Raw genomic sequence first — 18,029 nt, forward strand, 5'->3', positions numbered from 1 at the left:
GAAGCGGATCCTCGGCCTCGCCTGGGCGGGCGCTGACCTCGCGATCGGGGAGGCTACTGACGACAGCTGGACGGTACGCACCACAGACAGTGACCTCGTGCGGTCCGTGCTGGATGCCATCGCTGCTTCCGGACAGCGTCCGTGGTGCGAACTCGCCGGCAGCGTCGCGATTCGGATTGCTCGCAAATGGAGCCTGCGCGTCCAGGACCTCTCCTGGCTGCGGGACGCCACCACCGCTCTGTACACGCTCCGACCAAACATGGTGTCACCGCAGGCGCGTACGCTGCGTCAGGCCGAAGGGTCGAACACCCTCGGGTTCAAGGCCGACTCGGCCGCTGACGCGGCCACGAAGACCGCCATGCTGGTGACGGAGCTCCAAGCGACAGCAGGAGTGGCCGGTAAGGCAGCCACCGATGCGGTGCGGTGGGAGCAGATGTGGCGCCCGCGGCAGATGAAGGGGTGGCGTGTCGACATGTCCGTCCTCGAGGATGAGCTCGCTGCTGCACGGGCAACCGCCGACGAATTCACGAAGACGCTCGGCATCGACCTCGCGAGTGCGCGCAGCGACAGCCGCAAGGCCGAGGTCCTCGCCCAGCTCGCGGAGATGGGCATCGCGCTGTCCTCCCTGAGCCACGACGCGATCGACGCGGTCGTCGTCGCGGATCTCCCGGAGCGGGCAAAGCTCGCCTGGCAACCGTTCAGGGATGCTTACTCGGCTAGCTGGCGGCTCAGCAAGATCTTGGAGATCAAGCGAGCAGCCGAGCGCGGCGGCGGCAGGGTTTACTCCACCCTGATGATCCGCGGAGCCCGCACCGGGCGCGCGTCGAGCTCCCGCATTGCGTTGCAGAACATTCCACGCAACTTGCGCCACCTCCTCGTCGCTGACGAAGGAAACGTCCTGGTCGCGCTCGACCTGTCGAACGCGGAACCGCGGGTCGCGGCCGCGCTCTCCGGAGACGAGTCGCTGCTCGCCGACATCTACTCGCCGGACGGGGTCTACGCCTCGCTGGCCCGCAAGATCTGGGGAGAGTCCGCGTTCAAAGACGGCGTCGTGATCAAGGCGTACCGAGAACTGGCGAAGAACGTCTTCCTGCAGACGATGTATGGCGCCCAGGATGAGACGCTCGCCTCGAAGCTCGGCGTGAGCCTGAGCGAGGCTCGTCAGCGGAGGGAGCAGCTGTGGGCTGCGTATCCGAAGCTGGCGGCCTACCAGGCGCGGCTGCTGACGGACCTGCGCGCGGGACGCGTCATGCGGTACACCAACGGACGGCCGATGCCGACTCCGAAAGGCCGTCACGCCATGCTCAACGCCGCGGTCCAGGGCCAGGCCGCGGATGTTTTCTACCAAAAGATGGAGGCAGTCCTCAGCAAGCTGCAGGTCGAATCCGCGTTCCTCCCCATCCATGACGAACTCGTCGTGGAAGTTCCCGCCCGGTTCGCCGACCTTGCCCAGAGCGTGCTCGTGCAAGAGATGTCCTCCGAGTTCCTCGGCGTACAGATGACGGGTGACTCGGCGATACTCGGGAGGAGCTGGAAGAAGGTCTAGGCGGTTTTGTCGCATATGACTTAGATGTGCGCGCCGCCACACGAACCGCGCTTGTACCCGCGGTGGGCCCGCCGGTTGAGGGAGCGCTTCCCCTTACCGGCGGGTCCTTCTTCGTTGTCCGGAGAGAAGCCGTCTCTCGCCGCGTCTGCTCCTAGTACAAGCCGCTGCTCGGGTTCCGTCAGCCCGATCCGCGTCTCGTATCTCCCTCCGGCGCCCCAACGCCACCGAACCGCCGGCCCGCTGATCACTCGGGCCGGCGGTTCTGTGTTCCCGCCCGTTTCGGGTCCGCCCCGTGCGGGATCGAGGGTGGCGGCAGCGTCCGCCAGCGAGAGGCGTAGTTTTGAACGCCGAGGTGGGAGTTACGGCGTTGTATCCGGGATCCGGAGTTGACGGCGCACCTCGGCGGAGAGTTCCGTGTTCAGGCGGACCACGTCTTCAGCGAGCTGTGCCGTAGGGGCCTTGTTCCTGTCGGCAAGCTCAATAGCCAATCTGAGTTGGTCTCCGATGTGACCTGTGATTGTCGCGCACTTCGGGGCGATGATGCTGAACCTTTCCTCCGCGTCTCGAATCTCCATGACCGACCGGGACAGACTTGCAGACAAGAGCCCGAATCGCCGTCCGTCATCGTCACCGATATATCGGGCATCCCAGAATGGGTCCAGAGACTTCCTCACTCTCGCGAGTTGTGCGAGAACTAGGCTGTCCCACTGGCGGAGATCCTCCGCTTGCTGCCGTCGACGGTCACTGGCGCGGACCGAGAATGACGCGATCAGGCCTCCGACGAGCGCACCTACCAGTGCACCCAACGAAGCGATGAGCGGTCCGACCCAGTCAGTGGTGGTCGAGTTGACGATCTCGATGGGGACCGGCGTCGGTGTCATGAGCACACGTTATTGGAATACGTCCACCCGCTGATCACTCGGGCCGGCGGTTTCGTGTTTCCCGCCCGTGGGTGTCCGCCGCATACATGTCGGCTGCGACGCTGTTCGAGACACTGTCGCACCGCTGTCGGCCGGCGCCTTTCAGGTCCTATCCAACCGGCCGCCGGCACCTCGAATCCATCCGCCGCATACATAAGCTGCGACGCCCCGGTCAGCTTGGTGGTTTTCCCGGGGCGTCGAGCGGTGGTTCGCTCTCCTCTCCAAGCTGGCGGCGCAGGATCGGATGCGCCGCCAGCCACCACCATCCCGAACTTGCTGTTCCCGATCGAGCAGCGCGGCCCGGAGACGGGAATCTCCCAGCCGCTGAAAGCCCCGCCCTGGCTCCCGACAGAGGCGGGGCTTTTCCCTTCCCTCATGCTGTCGCCACCCACTGTGGGACCCTCCCAAAACCGCCGACCACATCTCCTTCAGAGGGCGAAAACCACCAAGCCGCCCGGGAGGAGACAGCACCATGATCGACCACAGCACCGTCACCAACGAGATGATCCAGCTGCGAGCGGACACCGTCCGCCAGGCCGTCCTCGCCATCGAGAAGGGCTCGAACGCGTCGCACCGCATCCGCATCGACGGCGACCCGGCCGGCACCACGTTCGATGCGACGATCCTCGTCCTCCCCGAAGACAGGGTGGCCGTGCTCGCCACTCTGTTCGACGTCGACAACGTGTTCCTCGGCCTCCGTGTCGAAGGCTACGACGTCGTCGACGAGGTCCAGACGCTCACGGCGACCCCGTTCACCGCCGCGCTCGAGATCGCCGCCCGCCGCGAACTTCACCGCCGCGCCCAGTCCGCTTACCAGACCGCCGCAGCGGCGTGACCTGAGAGGAGAAGACCATGTTCACACTCACTTCGATCCCACCTCAGGTCACGTCGCTGACGGACTACGCACCGCACATTTCGTTCCTCGCCGACACCATCGACTGGATATGTCGGACACACCGTCTGGTCGACCCGGTCACCCGCAAGTACGTGGCACCCCGGGCCCACACCGTCGATGCCATCCGCCTGCCCGTGATCGTCCCCGCGCGCGGGATCGCGTTCGAGGACCTCGTCGTGCTCTTCGGCGACCGCAGGGTCTTCGCCGGGGTGCGTCTCAGTGAGAACTGGGATCGCCCCGCGGACCTGGAGCACACCCTCCTCACGGAAAGTGTCGAGCTCGCAGTGCGCTCCCTCCACAACGCCGCGCAACCACTAGATGAGTCCGCCCGCATCCGTTACCTCGCCTACACCCCAGCCAAACACCACTGACCCGGCCGAGGGGACGGACGCCTTCGCCGCATGTATCCCCTACGAGGCCAACACCCACCATCACGTCTGGAAAGGACCACACCACATGAAGTCAGCCAAGCCACCGGTCGTCGAGACCGGACCATACACCGGGTTCACGGTCGCCATGACCTCGGTATGCGCCGCCGTAGTGACCGCCTCTGTCGTAGCTCTGATATTCGCGGTCGTGAGCAGCTCTCTCTCCGTCGTCTCCGGTGTCCTTTTGATCTCCGGCCTCACGGTCTCGGCCGGTCTCCTCGCCTACACGATCGGAGCTGCGGAGAACGAGAAGGCGCAAGCCCTCCGCGACCAGGCTGCAGGCACCTCGCCGAAGAAGACCCGCGCCAGCCGCCGGGAGATCGCCACGCTGCGCCGGCTCCTTGCTGACGCCGAGCAGCGGAACGAAACGAAGTCCAAGGGGGGCAAGAAATGAGCCGTGCAGGGAACTACCGAGAGGAGCAGGAAACCATGATCGACACCAACACCCACGCACCGGTTGACTTCCGGGATCGCGTACTCGGCCTCGTGACCGGTGCCTTGATCGTGGGCTGCATGGTCGCGATCCCGTGCTTTCCGGAGACCCTGGTCACGGCACCGCTCTTCGTCGGCCTCACCTGGATCCTTGTGCATCGTCGGCTGACGAGGCGCCGCCTCCAGGACATCGCTGCCATGAACGCTGATTTCGAGTACTTCCTGGAGAAGCGTGTCGAGGAGGAGACCGCGAAGCGCCTCGCCGAGAACGCGGGCCGCCTCGGCTCGATGACTCTGGACCAGATCGCCGCTCTCAACACGGGAAGTCTGATGAGCGAGGAGCCGGCCCGTCTCGGGTCGCTGACGATCAGCCTCGACCAGTTGGTCAAGTTGGCGGCCGCCAACGTTCCGGCCCCGGGGGCTGCCGGGGAGCGCCCATCTCCCACCTCCCCGGACCGGGACGGCAATACGAAGTGACCCTTCGCGAGCTCCCGGTCGGCTCGTCCGCACCCCGCCGGGAGCTTGCCTCCTCATCGTCTGTCTGGCCCCGCCAATTCGCCGCCTCTGGAGAAGCAGAAGCCCTAACCACCGAGAGGAACCGCCCATGAAGACCATCGCTATCGCCACGTTCTGGTTCCTGCTGACCGTCGTCATCGGCGTCGGCTTCGCCGCCCTGTTCCTTGCCCCGTACCTCGTCCTGGCCGGCTTCATCATCGTCCCGGTCGCAGCCGGTATCGGCGTTGGCATCACCATCGGCCGCCGCCTCAGCAGCACAAACCAGTAACCACCCACCACGAATCGATCGGAGAAGAACCACCATGACCACCACCACCAACACGAACCAGCCGGCCCCACAGGCCAAGCAGGGGGACAGCCTCCTCTGGCTGATCCTCAAGGGCGTCGGCTTCCTGTTCATCTCGCCGGTCGTCGCCACGTACTACGGCGGCTACCGCGGCATCATGAACGACAACCCCGAAGCCGTGAAGGCGCGGCAGCAGATGCGAGCCCGCGGCGAGTACGTCAACCGCCAGATCGCGGCCACCTGGTCGGCGATCTTCATGGTCATCGCCCCGGTGATCCTCGGAGGTGTCCTGGGCGCGCTCCTGCCGTTCCCGTTCAACCTGCTCATCCTCGCCGGCCCGATCGCTGCGATGACGTGGTACGCACCGTTCATCACCGTTCGCCGGATCGCGGCCGCCGAGGACGTGACGCTCACCCGTTCCGACTTCGCCGACATCGACAAGGAGTGGTGGCGGACCGGGAAGAAGCGGTGGGTCCGCCTCGCGGTGAAGGTTGCGCACTGGGTGACCGTCGCCCTGGCGCTCGCGGGTATCCAGTTCCCCCTGCTGGCGTGGCTGGCACTCATCCCGTCGCTCTTCCGCGCGATTGTGTACGTGAAGGTCGGCTACGAGCAACGCAAGCGTGTCCTCGCCGAGATGGACCAGGCCGACGCCGACTTCTCCCAGTTCAGGCCCCTCGTGGCGGCGTTGTTCGAATTGGCAAAGGACCCGTCTCTGTCGGAACGCAAGCTCCAGGAGTGGAACGTCCAGATCGTGTGGAACGCCGAAAACGAGGCCCTCGTGGTCAAGAACATCCCGGCTGACCTGTACGCGCACGGAATCATGTCGGCGGAGAAGGTCAACACCACGCTGGCCCGCATCGCCGCCGAGGGGTATCTGAAGGTCCCCGAGCTCGAATTCGTCACCGCCGAAGACCAGACCCTGGTCCTTGGCCGCGCTTCGGAGGAGACCAAGCAGCTGCGTCAGCACATGAAGGCCTCGGGGGTCTGATCGTCGGGCTCGACACGGAGGCCACCCAGAACCCGTGGTCGACCGTCGCCCTGGCCGCCGCGCCGACGTTCAACCCTGCCGCGTACGCCCCGCAGGCGCCGCAGCAGCCCCAGCCGGCCCGGACGTTCAACCCTGCCGCGTACGCACCGCAGGCACCGCAGCAGGCCTCGACGTTCAATGGGGCCGCGTTCGTCCCGCAGGCTCCCGTCCAGGCGCCCCAGCAGCCGGCTCCGGTCGCCGCGCCTTCGTTCGCGGAGTACGCGGCGCACGTCCAGGCACAGCAGGGTCAGCCGACCGCCAGCCAGTACGGGAACTGAGGCCGCCATGTTCCAGGTTCCGTCTCCTACGAACGGAGCGACGCCGCAGGCGCAGGCGTCCCCGCCGGTCACGCCCAGCAAGGTCATGCTGGACCTGACCGGCGGGGACCCGAACGCGGAACCGTTCCCAGACGAGTCGTGGCCAGTGCTGGTCCGCTACGTGAAGGATCACTGCGGCCCGAACGCTCATATCGAGATGGTCTCCCCAGACCGCCGTTTCCTCGTCGTCGCTGTTAATCAGTCCCCGGAACCGCTGCCCGGTGCGACGCCGGTGTTCAGCAAGCCCGGGCTCCGCCGGGACGAGATCGCCGCGCTCGAGGCGAAGGTGCCTGGTCTGTATGACGGCCGCACCCTCGTCGCGTTCGACCCGCACCGCGGTGGCCTCGCAGCGTGGCTGCCGCCCGTGACGCAGACGATCCGCGACCGCGCCGCTCTGCTGAGCGGTATGGAGCCGTGGCGGGTCACCTGCGTCGTCGACTGGGCCCTCGATAATGAGACCGGGCTCGGGCGTATCGACCAGGTCGTCTTCTCCGGCCTGCCGCACCTGTCCGAAGCCGGCCGGCAGAAGCTGCTGGAGATCGTCCCGGCCTGGGCGAACAACGGGGAGCAGATCGCATCGTCTTGGGACGTCGTGACCGATTCCTACGGCAACACGATCACGCTCGCCTACCGTCGCCCCCGCCGGCTTCCGAAGCGAGTCGAGGGCACCACGCTTCTCCCCACCCGAATGCATGACTCGGATTGGCAGCGCTGGCAGGTGGGCGTGAAGGCCGACGGAAGCCCGTTCAACGTGGACCTGACCGCCGGCCCGCACAGCCTCGCCGTGGGCGGTACCGGCTCGGGGAAGACGGTCTACATCGCTCAGGCGATCATGAATGCGATCGCTCGAGGGTTCCGCATCGTGTTCATCGACGAGATCAAGAAGGGCAACGGTCTCTGGGACCTGGAACCCTACTGCGACGCGTTCGCAGTCTCCGGCGTCGGCCGCGGAGGCCTGATGGAAGCCGCGCAGGTGCTGAAGTCCGTGTACACGGAGGTGGAGGAACGAGTCGACCTGAACAACGAGCACCACGCCGCGGACTGGTCGCACCTGCCGCCGGAACTCGGCGTCCGCCCGATTCTGGTCGTAGTCGACGAGTACTCGTCGCTGATCAACCCGGACCCCAAGCCGGCCGGTCTCGAGCGTGACGACCCGATCCTCCTCGAATGGCAAGAGAAGACAAACGCGAAGGCGCAGATCAAGCAGCACATCGGCAACATCGCCCGTGAGGCCCGCTCCGCCGGTGTTCACCTGCTAATCGGATCGCAGACCGCGTACGCGCACATGCTCGACGGTGAGACGCGGGCCAATATCGGAACCGCGCTCTACCTGATCCCGCCGACCAAGGTGCCGCCGAACTCGCTGCTTGGCATGGTGTTCGACGCGAACAGCCTGGAGTACGCGGTCAAGGAGATCGCTGACCTCAACGATGGTGTCAGTCGAGGGTTCGCTGTGGCTGCCACCGAAGGTGGCGAGGTCGCCGGCTTCCGTGTCGGTTTCGTCGAGGAGCACGCCGCGTACCTGGAGACGATCGGCGCTCCGCGCGGCACCCCGCTGAAGAAGGTGACGGAAGACGCGCTGAGCCAACCGAACGCCGCGTTCCGTCGCGTGCCGCGCTCGGCCCGAGTCGAGGCTACCGAGGTGACCCGCGGCAAGGTGTCGTTCTCGTTGGCGGACTTGGAAGCTCTGACCGAACCAGCCCCGGACTACGACGACGACATCCCGGAGCCGCCGGACTACTGAACCGGTCGGGCCGCCCGGATGTCCAGGGTGGCCAAATCGCCGCCTCTGGAGGGGTGAGGGCACCAGCCGGTGTTCCTCGCCCCCAGCAGAAAGGCTCAGCAGCCCATGTCCAACCCCACCCCGTCTCCCGATCACGTCTCGCTCGCGGCTCGTGCGCAGGCCGCCGCGCAGCAGGCGAAGTCGTTCGCCGCGCCGGTCGCCCAGTCCGTCGCCGCCCGCGCGAAGTCGGCTGTCGCCGCGCAGTCGGTCGCTGGTGTCCGTCAGGCACATGACGCCCACGAGCCGGCCACCCTTACCCGGGCCGACGTGCGAGCGCTGACCGCGACCGCCCGGATTGCGAAGGTGACCGCGGTACTGGCCACCGTCACGGTCCTCGGGATGATTGCCCTGGCCGTCACCCTGCTGACCAACCTCCACCAGAGCTACTGAGAGGCGCGCCCGATGAAGAAGCTCATCTCCGTCGCCGTCGCCGCCCTCACAGCTGTCGCCGCACTGACCCTGACCGGCTGCTCCGCGCAGCAGGCCGACCCCGCCTTCGCCAAGACCCTGACGGCCACCTGGGGCAAGAACGCCACCATCGAGGCGGCAGCTCCGGGCCAGAAGCTCACCGGTGACCTCATCCCCGTCTTCTGCTGGGACCTGACCGGTTCGAAGGACAACCAGCACTGGTCGCACTGCGAACTCGCGGCGGCGACACAGACGATCACCCCTCTACGATCGCTCAGCGACGCCGGCTGGGAGCACCTGACCGGATACCCGGCAGTAGACGGAGACCGCTCCACCGCCCGGTATCTGCCGTCGACAGACGCGAAGCCGCTCCCGGCATATGTCCCGGGCCCGGAGTTCTGTGCCGCGCACTCCACCGTTTTCACCGCACTCGACCTGGGCGCGAAAGTGCCTGTGACAACCGACAGTGGTGCCCTCGCACTGGACGCGGCCGCGTACGGCCCCGGCTTCGCCTGTACCTCGGCGTCGATCGGCACCACCGCCGCGCAGGACGCCGCGTTCCAGGCGCTGGCGACGCAGAAGCTCACCCTGGCGGTGCTGAACGGGCTGCCGGCGAAGCTGAACGCGCACCCGGGCGCACCGACGTCGTGGACCGACCCGGTCACCGGCCGGACAGAGAAGATCGGTACCGCCCTAATCAGTGTCGACCGCAGCGGCGGCAAGACCGTCATCACCGTCCCGCAGCTGACCGTGGACGGACCGCTGAGCGCCCCGTACGGGAAGTCTTCCACCCTGTCCGCGGACGCAGCCGCACAGGTCGCCGGCGGCAAGCTCACGTTCAGTAACAACCTGGTGGGAAACCCCGCGGCCGCCAAGGGCGAGATCCTGCCTATCGTCTGTACCCAGCCGGACGCCTCCGCGGTCTGGCAGTTGTGCCAGCAGGGGAAGCCGGTCCAGATCGGTCAGGCGAGCAGCTACCGCGACGCCAACCCTCAGACGCTCGCGGTAACCCGTGAGTGGGCAGCGATGCCGGGCACGGTTGCCCTCCCGGACAGGATGGCCCGCATTTGCCTGCCGGACGAGAAGGGTAACGCGGTAACCTTCGGTCTCGCCACGGCTAAGACCGGCGGGGTCTCCATCTGGTCCTGTGGCGACCCCGCCAGCAACACTGACCTCACCAAGGCCGTCACCCAGGGGCTCACCAGCGGAAAGGTCACCGTCGGGCAGCTGCGCACGGCGCTGAACACGTTCTGCGCCGCTAACCCGGATGCGACCGCGAAGTTCGCCACAGGATGCGCGTACCAGTCGGCGACCGGCCAGGTGACTATGCCCGCCACCCTCAAGACGGTCTCCGTCGACCCTTACTCCAGCGACCCCAACTGGTGAGCACTCCGCAGCTCGGCGCTGCTGCTGACGCCGAGCCGCGGACCTCCTACAGCAGCTGAACCCACCCAGAAAGGACCACCATGCACAGCAGCGACCACCTCATCGTCATCCCACCCGCGAACCCGAACGCATCCATCATCATCCCGGCCGCCATCATCGCCGACGGCCCCGAGCTCGACTCCGCCTACCCGCCGCGGCCGCATCGGAAGCCTGTCAACCGCGGCGCCATCGTCACAGTGTCGGTCCTCGCCGGCCTCATCGTGACCGCCGGCCTGGCGTACGGCGCACTCTGGATGTGGGTCACAGGCCTTCCGATGCTCGCCGCCGCAGTCGGCGCATGGTTCATACACCTGTGCTCTACCCCGTGGGTCTGGCTGTTCGTCTACTGGGTAGCGGTCGGCATCGTTTACGCAATCTGCCGGTTCGGACGCCGAATGCACCAGGTGCCCGCTCTACTGATCGCTGTGCTCTCTCCGATGTTCCTCGCCTGGATCTGCATTACGATGATCTGCCGGTCGATGGGGAAGGCGTTCGGGTGACCATCACACGCGCGGTGTTACCCGCTTTCGTCACCACGGAGAGCATGCTCCCACGGGTCTACGCCTACGGCGCGGCCCTGTTCAACCAGATCCCAATCGGGGTTGGCATCACCGGCCCGCTGGTTGCCGACGCCAACCACACCCTCCTCACCGGGGACGCTAGCCAGACCGGCCGCGCAGCGACCAATCATAGCGCTCAGGCTCTCGCCCGCGGCCATGAGCTCGCGGTCATCGCTCTCACCGACCAACCCTCCGCGACCGAGGTCCTCTGCCCGTTCATCGCCGCGCGCGCCACCGACATGGATGCCGCGGCCGTGGCGCTGCGCCACGTCTCCGCCGAGCTGACGCGCCGGACCCGGCTGCTGCAGGAGCATGCAGCGTTCTCATTCGACCGGCTCCCGAACACTGTCCGCATGAGCTGGGAACCGGTGTCACCGATCACCGTCATCGTCGAAGACCCCGCCCCGCTGCTGGCGGAGCCCGAGCTCGCGGCTCTATTCGACACCATCGTCGCCCGCGGCCGCCACCTGGGCATCCACCTGCTGGTCACCGCCACGGCGCTCCGGCCTGCCGCCGCCCAGCACCTCACCCGGTTCAACTCACGGATCACGCTGATGGACACCGTCGACGAGGAACTACTCGAGCTGACCGCCCGATTCGACGGGATCCCCAAGAGCCCGCAGGAACTGACCGGTCCGGGCCTCGCCGTCGCCGACATCGCCGGGATCCCGAGCCTGTACCGGCAGGCAGTCCCGGACGACGCGGACAACCTGCTGGGACGGCTACGGGAGATCGGTGTCCCGGACGCCGACAGCTGGTTCTCCGCGTAGATCGTCCACGAAGCCCAGATCGCCGCCTCTGTAGCACGTGAAAGCACCACCGCCTCACAAACCGCCACAGAAAGGGCTTCACATGACCGAGATCAACACGCTCCCCGGCTTCGTCACCGGCACCTCACTACTCCCCGACGCCTACGCACCGGGGGAGTGGGCAACCATCCCGCAGGGTATCGACGCCGACGGCGACATCCTGCACCACGACATCCGCACCCAACCACACCGGCTCTTCCTGGGCTACCTGGGTTCTGCTGCGGAACCCGCGCTAATCAGCGATCTGGTTCACCGGCTCGCCCGCGGCCACCGGATCGTCCTCATTGACCCCAAGAACCGGCTCCGTGATGTCACAGCGAAGCCCTGGTACACCGACGCAGTAACCGACGGCGCATTCGACGCCGTCGCAGAGGGCACCTACGCCGCAGTCGAGGAGCTGCCCCGCCGCGCCGACGTTCTCAAGGCCCACAAGGCCGCGACCTGGTCGGACCTGCCCGAGGAAGTACGTGACCAGGAGAGCCTCGTGCCGATCACAGTTGTCGTGGCCGACCTCGGCGCGCTGACCCTCACCGACGGATACTCGACCGTGGAACGTCTCGCAGCTCTGCGGGCGGTGCATAACCTCACGGAGATCTCCGCCACCGGACGCGCCGTCGGCATCTACCTGCTGATCCGAACACAGCGAGCGACCGCGGACACCCTCCCTCCCGTGCTCCGCGAGAACCTGAACATCTCGGCGCCGGTCACCCCAATCCAGAAGCCGCTCGCGTGGGAGGACCTCGCGACGACGTTCGGATCCGAGGCCCGACAGGTCGCCGCCCTCCTCAACGCCGGCGACAAGCACCCGGGCCGCGCCGTCACGATCGACCCGGCCGGCCGCGTCGTCCTGTACCGGGTGAACTGGTTCGAGAGGGACGAGGTCGACACGCATCTCAGCCGGCTCGGCGTGCCGAAGGCTTCCTGACTCGTGCGCCGAAGGCTTCGGGTGACGACTACTCAGGGGCGGCCCGCACGGGTCGCCCCGGGTCACCTGGACCGCCACGCGCGCCGCGCGTTCATGCTGGGGAACTGTCTGAGCCTGGCGATCGCAGTATCGGACCGCACGGGCTGGCCGATCCTCACGCTCCGCGGCCGCGACATCAACGAGTCCCGTCATCGTTTCCTGGCACACGCTTTCGTGGAGCACCCAGAAGGTTGGCTCGTAGACATTAACGGAGCGAATCGACGCGACGTGACGGCGCAGTGGAAGTTCGAAACCGACCTGATCCCGGTCGGACATGACGCCGCCTGCGCCGAGCTGCGGGTCGATGCTGATGACTTTCCGCAGCAACACCCCGAGCTCGCGGTAAGTTTCGTCGACCCGGTCTTGGCGCTCATGACGCAGCAGCTGAGGCGGACCACGCGCCCCTGAACAGTCGCGCGGCGCTCTTCCGCTGGCCCGTTGCGACCCCGTTCCGCCCAGAATCACCCCGCTGCGCCGCTGTGCGCCCCGGTGCGCTGCGTTCAGCCCCGCGACCAGCAATGGCCCGTTGAGCGTTTCCGGCCGCGCACAGCCGCGCACAGCCTTGCTGCGCCCGCGGGCCGCCCGCACACACCCTTGAACCGCGCAGGTTGACCGGCGTATCGTCCGGGCCATGCCCGGAACGTCTGCGGCTGCGGGACGCCTGCCTGCTGAGCTGCGCGCCGGGCCCGAACTGATGCTGGCGAAGTCTGCCGCCCGTCTCCCGGGTGCCGCGGCGCTGCCCGGCGGGACCCGTTACGAGCCGAAGATGGACGGGTTTCGCGTTGCGGCGACCTTGGACGAGGAGACGGTCACCCTCTGGTCGCGACAGGGGAAGAACCTCACTCGCGCGTTCCCGGAGATCGCAGAAGCGCTGGCCGAGCAGGTCCCGCCCGGCTACGTTCTCGACGGCGAGGTGGTGCGCTGGGATGCAGCGGGCCGGTCCTCGTTCGATGCCTTGCAGCGCCGGCTGGTCGCCGGCCGCAGGATCAACCAGCTGGTCGCCGAGGAACCGGCCTCTTTCGTCGTGTTCGACATGCTCGCGTTGGCCGGGATCGACATTCGGGAGCAGCCGTACGACACCCGTCGGCAGCTACTCGAACGACTGGCGCAGGCCTGGGCCGCGCCGCTCTCGCTGATCGCCATGACCGACGATCCGGCAACCGCAGGGGAGTGGGCCGTTGAGCTCGCACCTAACGGGGTTGAGGGAATCGTCGCCAAGGGCGGCACCCAGCCGTACCGGCCAGGGAGCGCGGCTGGGTCAAACACAAGGCCCGCGTTACCCGGGAGTTCCTCGCCGGCGCCGTCACCGGGACGCTCACCCAGCCAGGTGACATCATCCTCGGCGCCTGGCAGGACGGTGAGCTCCGCATCGTTGGGCGTACCGCACCGGTCAGTAGGGCGGCCGCGAGATCGCTGACGCCTTTCCTGCGTGAGCCGGAGAGCGACCATCCGTGGCCGGATGTGCTTCCCTCAACAGCCTGGGACAGGTTCAACCCACGGTCGGAGAAACGCGTGACTCTCGTCGAGCCGATCACTGTTGAGGTGAGCACAGACGTTGCTGCCTCGGAGAGCGGGTCGATCCGGCACGTCGCACGCTTCCTCCGGGTGCGGCCGGAGGTCGACCCAGCCACGGTCACCGGAGAAGCGCCCGCCTGAAGGACGACCCGCGCGACTGGCCGCGGATCCGCGGGAGGCCACCGCAGTAGCTATCGCTGATGTCGGCGTTGTCGGCCAGACTGGGCTCATGGAGCCTGAGGAGCCGCCGTACACGGTCATGCTCGGTAAGTACGAAGTCACAATTGAGTCGTACAACCCGGGCAAGGACACCATCGAGCGGCGGACTCGCGAAGACGCCAGTGGCTGCCTGCTATGGACCGGACCGCTCGACAAAGATGGCTACGGTGTCGCCTCCTTCGAAGGTCGCACCCACCGGGCGCACCGGCTCAGCTATGAGACGTACGTCGGCCCGATCCCCGATGGGATGCAACTTGACCATGTGTGCGAGACTCGCGCATGCGTCCGCCCCGAACATCTCGAACCGGTCACCAACTTCGAGAACACGGTCCGCCGGTTCGAACGACAAGGCATTCCCCGCGCCGACGCGGAAGCCGCCGCCGCAGCTGAGATGGAGGGGCGCCAGCGGATGCGGGCCCAGGACCGCTCTGCGAAAGAGCAGGCCCTGGAACGGGGAATCCGCAAGGGCACCCTGGTGCGCGACGGCCGGAAGAAGGGGGTCTACAAGGTATGGGGGTTCGCGCTCAGCGCCGCCGATGGCACGGCAGCCCTCTTCGTCTCTGACCCGGACGGCAGCAACAAGTACAACGCCATCCCGCTGCGGCGCGCTCGCGTCGTCGACGCGGAAAGCGATGGCCAAGACGTACAAAATGCCCACGGGTGAGAGCCGGGCCGGCGCGCCCGACCTCGCTGTCAGACTCGGTTGAGCTCGATTTCGATCATGTCGCCGTAGCCTCGCCCGATGCAGGTTTGCACGAGCAGCGAGTACTGATGCGGGAGGTCGTCGATGTGGGTCGTGTAGCCGTTGACGTGGAGGATCCCGACGACCTGGAAAGTCCCGGAGACCTCACCGGTGAGCGTGTATTTGGTGCCGATATTTTTGTCGAGGCCATCTCCGCCACAGTAGTCGTGGATGGCGACCGCCCCAGTCCCGAAGTACGACGAAACGTTCACCCCACCGCGACAGGCGTCTAGTTTCGACTGCACATCGGGCCCGTTGGAACTCGTCCACACGTAGATGCTGTTGTTGGCGGTGTAAGCCGCTGCCGCAGCGGCCGCAGCGGCAGCTTCCCGCGCCTTCTCAGCCGCGATCCGCGCCTGCTCGGCCTGCCACGCGGCCTCAGCAGCGGTCACGTTCGCCGCGAGCTGTCCGAGTTCGACCGGCACGGTCCGCAGCTGCTGAGCGACCGGGTACTGAAGCTGATCGATCACCCGGGCTGCGGCGGCGTAGTCGGGGCCGTAGGGGCCGGCGGCCGGTTTCGCTTTCGCAGCCGCGTCGACGAGCCGCTGCTCGGCCTCCCCGGTCTGCACCTTGAAGGTGTCACGGCGGAGCTCGTCTTCCAGCGTTGCTCGGGAGCCGTCTCCGTCGAGTACCTTCCCGGCACTGTCGGCGAGCACCTTTGCACCCGCGGTAACCGCGTCCTGAGCGGCGCCGACGAGCTGGAGCGCCTCTCCACGACGTGAGGTGAGCGCGTCGCGGGCGACGTCGTACCCGGGCCGTTGCGCCGCGACGGCGGAACGCTCCTGGGTGACGTGTTCGGCGGCGGCGACGCCGGCGCTGACAGCGATACTTGCTGCGAGCAGGAGGGCGAGAACGCGGGGGAGTGCGGGCATGGTGTGGGGTCCTTTCCGGGGGTCACCACCACACATGCGGCGGAGGCAAGGCGTTCGTCCCCAGCCATGCGACGAGCCACGGCCGCAGGTGCGAACCCGCGGGCCTCGCGCGGCGGCTCGGCCCGCGACTCGCCCCGCACCCGCACCCGCACCGCAGCCGTCACGCCCGCGGACCGTCCGAACCGCCCACGACACGCAGACGTCTCGGAAGCGGAGCGAGCGCGCTCCGACACCGCACCGGTGGTGGTCGCGTCCACGTGCGGCGGCTAGTCAGCGGCACGGCAGGCGTGACGATGCACGCCGGAGAGCGGCGTGATGACGAGACGCGGTGCGGTCTGAAGCGTGAAGCCAGCGGGAACGCTAGGGTAGGGCTACCAAGCGCGACGTCGGGAGTGCCCGTCGGCCGCGCGGGTCACGCCGACGTACCACTGCGAACGTCACTGAGACGGAGCGCCCTCAGCGTCGTAGTTCGCGATCTTCCACGTCCCGCCGACGGCAGCCAGTTGAATGTGGGAGAGGTATCGGTTGCCGTTCTGGGAGACTTCCACGGGGTGGTATTGCAGACCGATACGGTTCTGCGCGGAGTTGTTGTGTTCTGTGACGGTCACATCGACTAGTGCGGATGTGCTCGAGGCTTGCTGAACCTGTTCTGATTCGATCGTGGTCCAGTACTTGTAAACCTGTTTGTCGGCCGGGTCACCGCTCTTGTAAGTGATGATCCAGTTCTCAATGCGGCCCGCATTGTTCTGCTGCTCCCTCGCGCCCTGCCTGACAGCACGGAGTTCGACTGCCACCCAGGGACGAAGAGCGCCTGAGTGAATGCCGTCGCATTCGTTGCTGCGATGTTGGCAGTGAAACTGCCCGTGGAGCCGCTGAAGTTGAGCCGCGCGCGGTAAGTAGGATCAGTCGTTCCAGCCATTTGCCACGCGGCGAATCGTTGCTCGACGAGCTTCGCCGCATCGCTCGGAGACGTCGAAATGGGGATTTCCAATGCTGCGACAGACAGACTCCCGGAAGCGTCACTCGCATCGGGATGATCCGCACGCCCGGTTGGCGCATAGCTCCCTGTAACGGTCGATGAAGGGTCTGGCCCGGCCGGAGCAGCGGAACAACCTGCCAAAGCGATCGCCGCGATTGAAACACCAACGGTTGCTCGCACAAACGATCGCTGTCTCATTGGGCCCCCTCGGGTGAAACGAATCCTCATGTTCGGTGCATGGATCGTAGCATCGTGGCATTTTTGACTCCGGTCGCGCCAGGCGGTATCCCGCTGGCCCGGCGGTGGCTGTGTCGGCTAACCGCGGTAACTCTCGTGTGGTGCGGGGGCGCGGCGGGCGCCTTGCGTGTGCGCTAACTGAACGCTTACGGAGGCGTGGAGCCAGCGGGAACGGAACAGCGACATGCCGGGGCGCGGCGGTTAGCGGGGACGGGAGCGTGCCGGCCGACCGGAGGGAGGCCGGTCCCTTCCATCGGGTGCCTCCGGAGTACAGCGAAGCTCTCGGACTTGGCTCCAGCGCGGCGGGGCGAAGTCCGACGCTGACGCAGAAAGGGATACGCTGCCGCCGTGACCGACCTGCATCTCGACCTGGCTGTCCTCGACGAAGCGACGAACGTTGGTATCAGCGCCGCCTATAACGAGATTGGCGCCCGTGTGGGACTTGCACCGCTGGACTGGAAGCTCTCCGACGTGGCGGATACCACGATCGAGGCTACTCACCCGCTCGGTCGGGCCCACCCCGATGGCGAGTCGCTGTGCCGGCAGTGGGCCGAATACCTCGGCCTCTGCGAGTCAGACGAGAATCTCTTTCCATACGATGGATGCGTGACGTGGTCGGGATGCACCCCCGAGTCGATCACGCTCATGCTGCACGCAATCACCGACGTGGAGCTCTACCGTGCAAACTGGCCGGAAGACGCGGGGTTTCTGGGGTCGTAGTAGTTCTACGCATACCGGTGGCCGCTCGCTCTAGGCCTCGCCGCTTCCTTCATCTCGATGGATGTAGCGGCCCAAGGAAGGCATAGGAGACGATGCTGTCATGACCTTCAGCGAGCTGCGCCCGTTCGACGATGAACTCAACGCCGCCTTTGTGAGCATGGGGTGGGAGACGGCGCGAGACTACAGGGATGACGTCTACGCGGATGAATGGCGCCGGCAGCTCCTCGGTGGAGAAGAAGTGGTCATGATCCAGGGCGACTTCGCTGTGTATGAGGGGCGGGGATGGAGCCTGCGGCTGGAAACACCCGCTGAGATTCTGCGTGTGGTGCGCGAGCGGGACGCGGCCGTGGCGCGCTACCTCGAAGAAATCAGAGCCTCGGCTGCTGCCGAGGCTTGACGCGTGAGCATCGGCACCCCGCAGCGGGTCCG

21 protein-coding genes are annotated in these 18,029 nt (G+C 66.8%); 18 read left to right on the forward strand and 3 right to left on the reverse strand.

Annotation, left to right across the window (positions count from 1 at the left end):
- Positions 1-106: 106 nt before the first annotated feature.
- Positions 107-1,546, forward strand: coding sequence for a DNA polymerase (locus ACRAWC_RS01695; RefSeq protein WP_431346198.1), 1,440 nt, complete (start codon positions 107-109; stop codon positions 1,544-1,546).
- A 359-nt stretch (positions 1,547-1,905) separates the two neighbouring features.
- Here the strand turns inward: ACRAWC_RS01695 and ACRAWC_RS01700 are convergent, their stop codons facing one another.
- The gene (locus ACRAWC_RS01700) at positions 1,906-2,427 is read right to left on the reverse strand and encodes a hypothetical protein (protein WP_431346199.1); all 522 of its coding nucleotides are present in this window, start codon (positions 2,425-2,427) and stop codon (positions 1,906-1,908) included.
- A gap of 511 nt (positions 2,428-2,938) precedes the next feature.
- On the opposite strand from ACRAWC_RS01700, the gene ACRAWC_RS01705 reads away from it, so the two are divergent.
- The 15 genes from ACRAWC_RS01705 to ACRAWC_RS01775 all read left to right on the forward strand — a co-directional run bounded on the left by ACRAWC_RS01705 (position 2,939) and on the right by ACRAWC_RS01775 (position 14,714).
- Complete coding sequence (locus ACRAWC_RS01705) at positions 2,939-3,301, forward strand: hypothetical protein (RefSeq protein ID WP_431346200.1); 363 nt, start codon at positions 2,939-2,941, stop codon at positions 3,299-3,301.
- A gap of 17 nt (positions 3,302-3,318) precedes the next feature.
- Complete coding sequence (locus ACRAWC_RS01710; protein WP_431346201.1) at positions 3,319-3,732, forward strand: hypothetical protein; 414 nt, start codon at positions 3,319-3,321, stop codon at positions 3,730-3,732.
- An 85-nt stretch (positions 3,733-3,817) separates the two neighbouring features.
- Positions 3,818-4,183 (forward strand): hypothetical protein, encoded by a 366-nt coding sequence (locus tag ACRAWC_RS01715; RefSeq protein ID WP_431346202.1) that lies wholly within the window; start codon positions 3,818-3,820, stop codon positions 4,181-4,183.
- Positions 4,184-4,218: 35 nt separating this feature from the next.
- Positions 4,219-4,698: a hypothetical protein gene (locus ACRAWC_RS01720; protein WP_431346203.1), complete on the forward strand. Its 480-nt coding sequence runs from the start codon at positions 4,219-4,221 to the stop codon at positions 4,696-4,698.
- 127 nt (positions 4,699-4,825) lie between these two features.
- Positions 4,826-5,005, forward strand: a complete 180-nt coding sequence (locus tag ACRAWC_RS01725; RefSeq protein ID WP_431346204.1) for a hypothetical protein — start codon at positions 4,826-4,828, stop codon at positions 5,003-5,005.
- A 34-nt stretch (positions 5,006-5,039) separates the two neighbouring features.
- The gene (locus ACRAWC_RS01730; protein ID WP_431346205.1) at positions 5,040-6,011 is read left to right on the forward strand and encodes a hypothetical protein; all 972 of its coding nucleotides are present in this window, start codon (positions 5,040-5,042) and stop codon (positions 6,009-6,011) included.
- A 324-nt stretch (positions 6,012-6,335) separates the two neighbouring features.
- Positions 6,336-8,111 (forward strand): FtsK/SpoIIIE domain-containing protein, encoded by a 1,776-nt coding sequence (locus ACRAWC_RS01735; protein ID WP_431346206.1) that lies wholly within the window; start codon positions 6,336-6,338, stop codon positions 8,109-8,111.
- A gap of 105 nt (positions 8,112-8,216) precedes the next feature.
- On the forward strand, positions 8,217-8,540 hold the full coding sequence (locus ACRAWC_RS01740; protein WP_431346207.1) for a hypothetical protein: 324 nt from the start codon (positions 8,217-8,219) through the stop codon (positions 8,538-8,540).
- 12 nt (positions 8,541-8,552) lie between these two features.
- The gene (locus ACRAWC_RS01745; protein ID WP_431346208.1) at positions 8,553-9,944 is read left to right on the forward strand and encodes a hypothetical protein; all 1,392 of its coding nucleotides are present in this window, start codon (positions 8,553-8,555) and stop codon (positions 9,942-9,944) included.
- A gap of 80 nt (positions 9,945-10,024) precedes the next feature.
- The gene (locus ACRAWC_RS01750; RefSeq protein WP_431346209.1) at positions 10,025-10,483 is read left to right on the forward strand and encodes a hypothetical protein; all 459 of its coding nucleotides are present in this window, start codon (positions 10,025-10,027) and stop codon (positions 10,481-10,483) included.
- On the forward strand, positions 10,480-11,313 hold the full coding sequence (locus ACRAWC_RS01755) for a hypothetical protein (RefSeq protein WP_431346210.1): 834 nt from the start codon (positions 10,480-10,482) through the stop codon (positions 11,311-11,313). Before ACRAWC_RS01750 ends, ACRAWC_RS01755 begins: the two co-directional genes overlap by 4 nt.
- Positions 11,314-11,395: 82 nt before the next feature.
- Positions 11,396-12,277 carry a hypothetical protein gene (locus ACRAWC_RS01760; protein ID WP_431346211.1) on the forward strand — a complete coding sequence of 294 codons (882 nt, stop codon included), beginning with the start codon at positions 11,396-11,398 and terminating at the stop codon, positions 12,275-12,277.
- Positions 12,278-12,298: 21 nt separating this feature from the next.
- Positions 12,299-12,724: a hypothetical protein gene (locus ACRAWC_RS01765; protein ID WP_431346212.1), complete on the forward strand. Its 426-nt coding sequence runs from the start codon at positions 12,299-12,301 to the stop codon at positions 12,722-12,724.
- 286 nt (positions 12,725-13,010) lie between these two features.
- Positions 13,011-13,733 carry a hypothetical protein gene (locus tag ACRAWC_RS01770; protein WP_431346213.1) on the forward strand — a complete coding sequence of 241 codons (723 nt, stop codon included), beginning with the start codon at positions 13,011-13,013 and terminating at the stop codon, positions 13,731-13,733.
- Between the two features lie 327 nt (positions 13,734-14,060).
- Positions 14,061-14,714: an HNH endonuclease signature motif containing protein gene (locus tag ACRAWC_RS01775; protein ID WP_431346214.1), complete on the forward strand. Its 654-nt coding sequence runs from the start codon at positions 14,061-14,063 to the stop codon at positions 14,712-14,714.
- Between the two features lie 29 nt (positions 14,715-14,743).
- Here the strand turns inward: ACRAWC_RS01775 and ACRAWC_RS01780 are convergent, their stop codons facing one another.
- Together ACRAWC_RS01780 and ACRAWC_RS01785 are read right to left on the reverse strand one after the other, a co-directional pair.
- On the reverse strand, positions 14,744-15,664 hold the full coding sequence (locus ACRAWC_RS01780; RefSeq protein ID WP_431346215.1) for a hypothetical protein: 921 nt from the start codon (positions 15,662-15,664) through the stop codon (positions 14,744-14,746).
- Between the two features lie 437 nt (positions 15,665-16,101).
- On the reverse strand, positions 16,102-16,458 hold the full coding sequence (locus tag ACRAWC_RS01785; RefSeq protein ID WP_431346216.1) for a hypothetical protein: 357 nt from the start codon (positions 16,456-16,458) through the stop codon (positions 16,102-16,104).
- A gap of 770 nt (positions 16,459-17,228) precedes the next feature.
- Here ACRAWC_RS01785 and ACRAWC_RS01790 point away from each other — a divergent pair.
- Positions 17,229-17,600, forward strand: coding sequence for a hypothetical protein (locus ACRAWC_RS01790; RefSeq protein WP_431346217.1), 372 nt, complete (start codon positions 17,229-17,231; stop codon positions 17,598-17,600).
- Positions 17,601-17,700: 100 nt separating this feature from the next.
- Entirely contained in the window at positions 17,701-17,997 is a 297-nt protein-coding gene (locus ACRAWC_RS01795) for a hypothetical protein (protein WP_431346218.1), read from the forward strand.
- Positions 17,998-18,029: the final 32 nt, after the last annotated feature.

Source organism: Leifsonia sp. L25, from assembly GCF_050632895.1.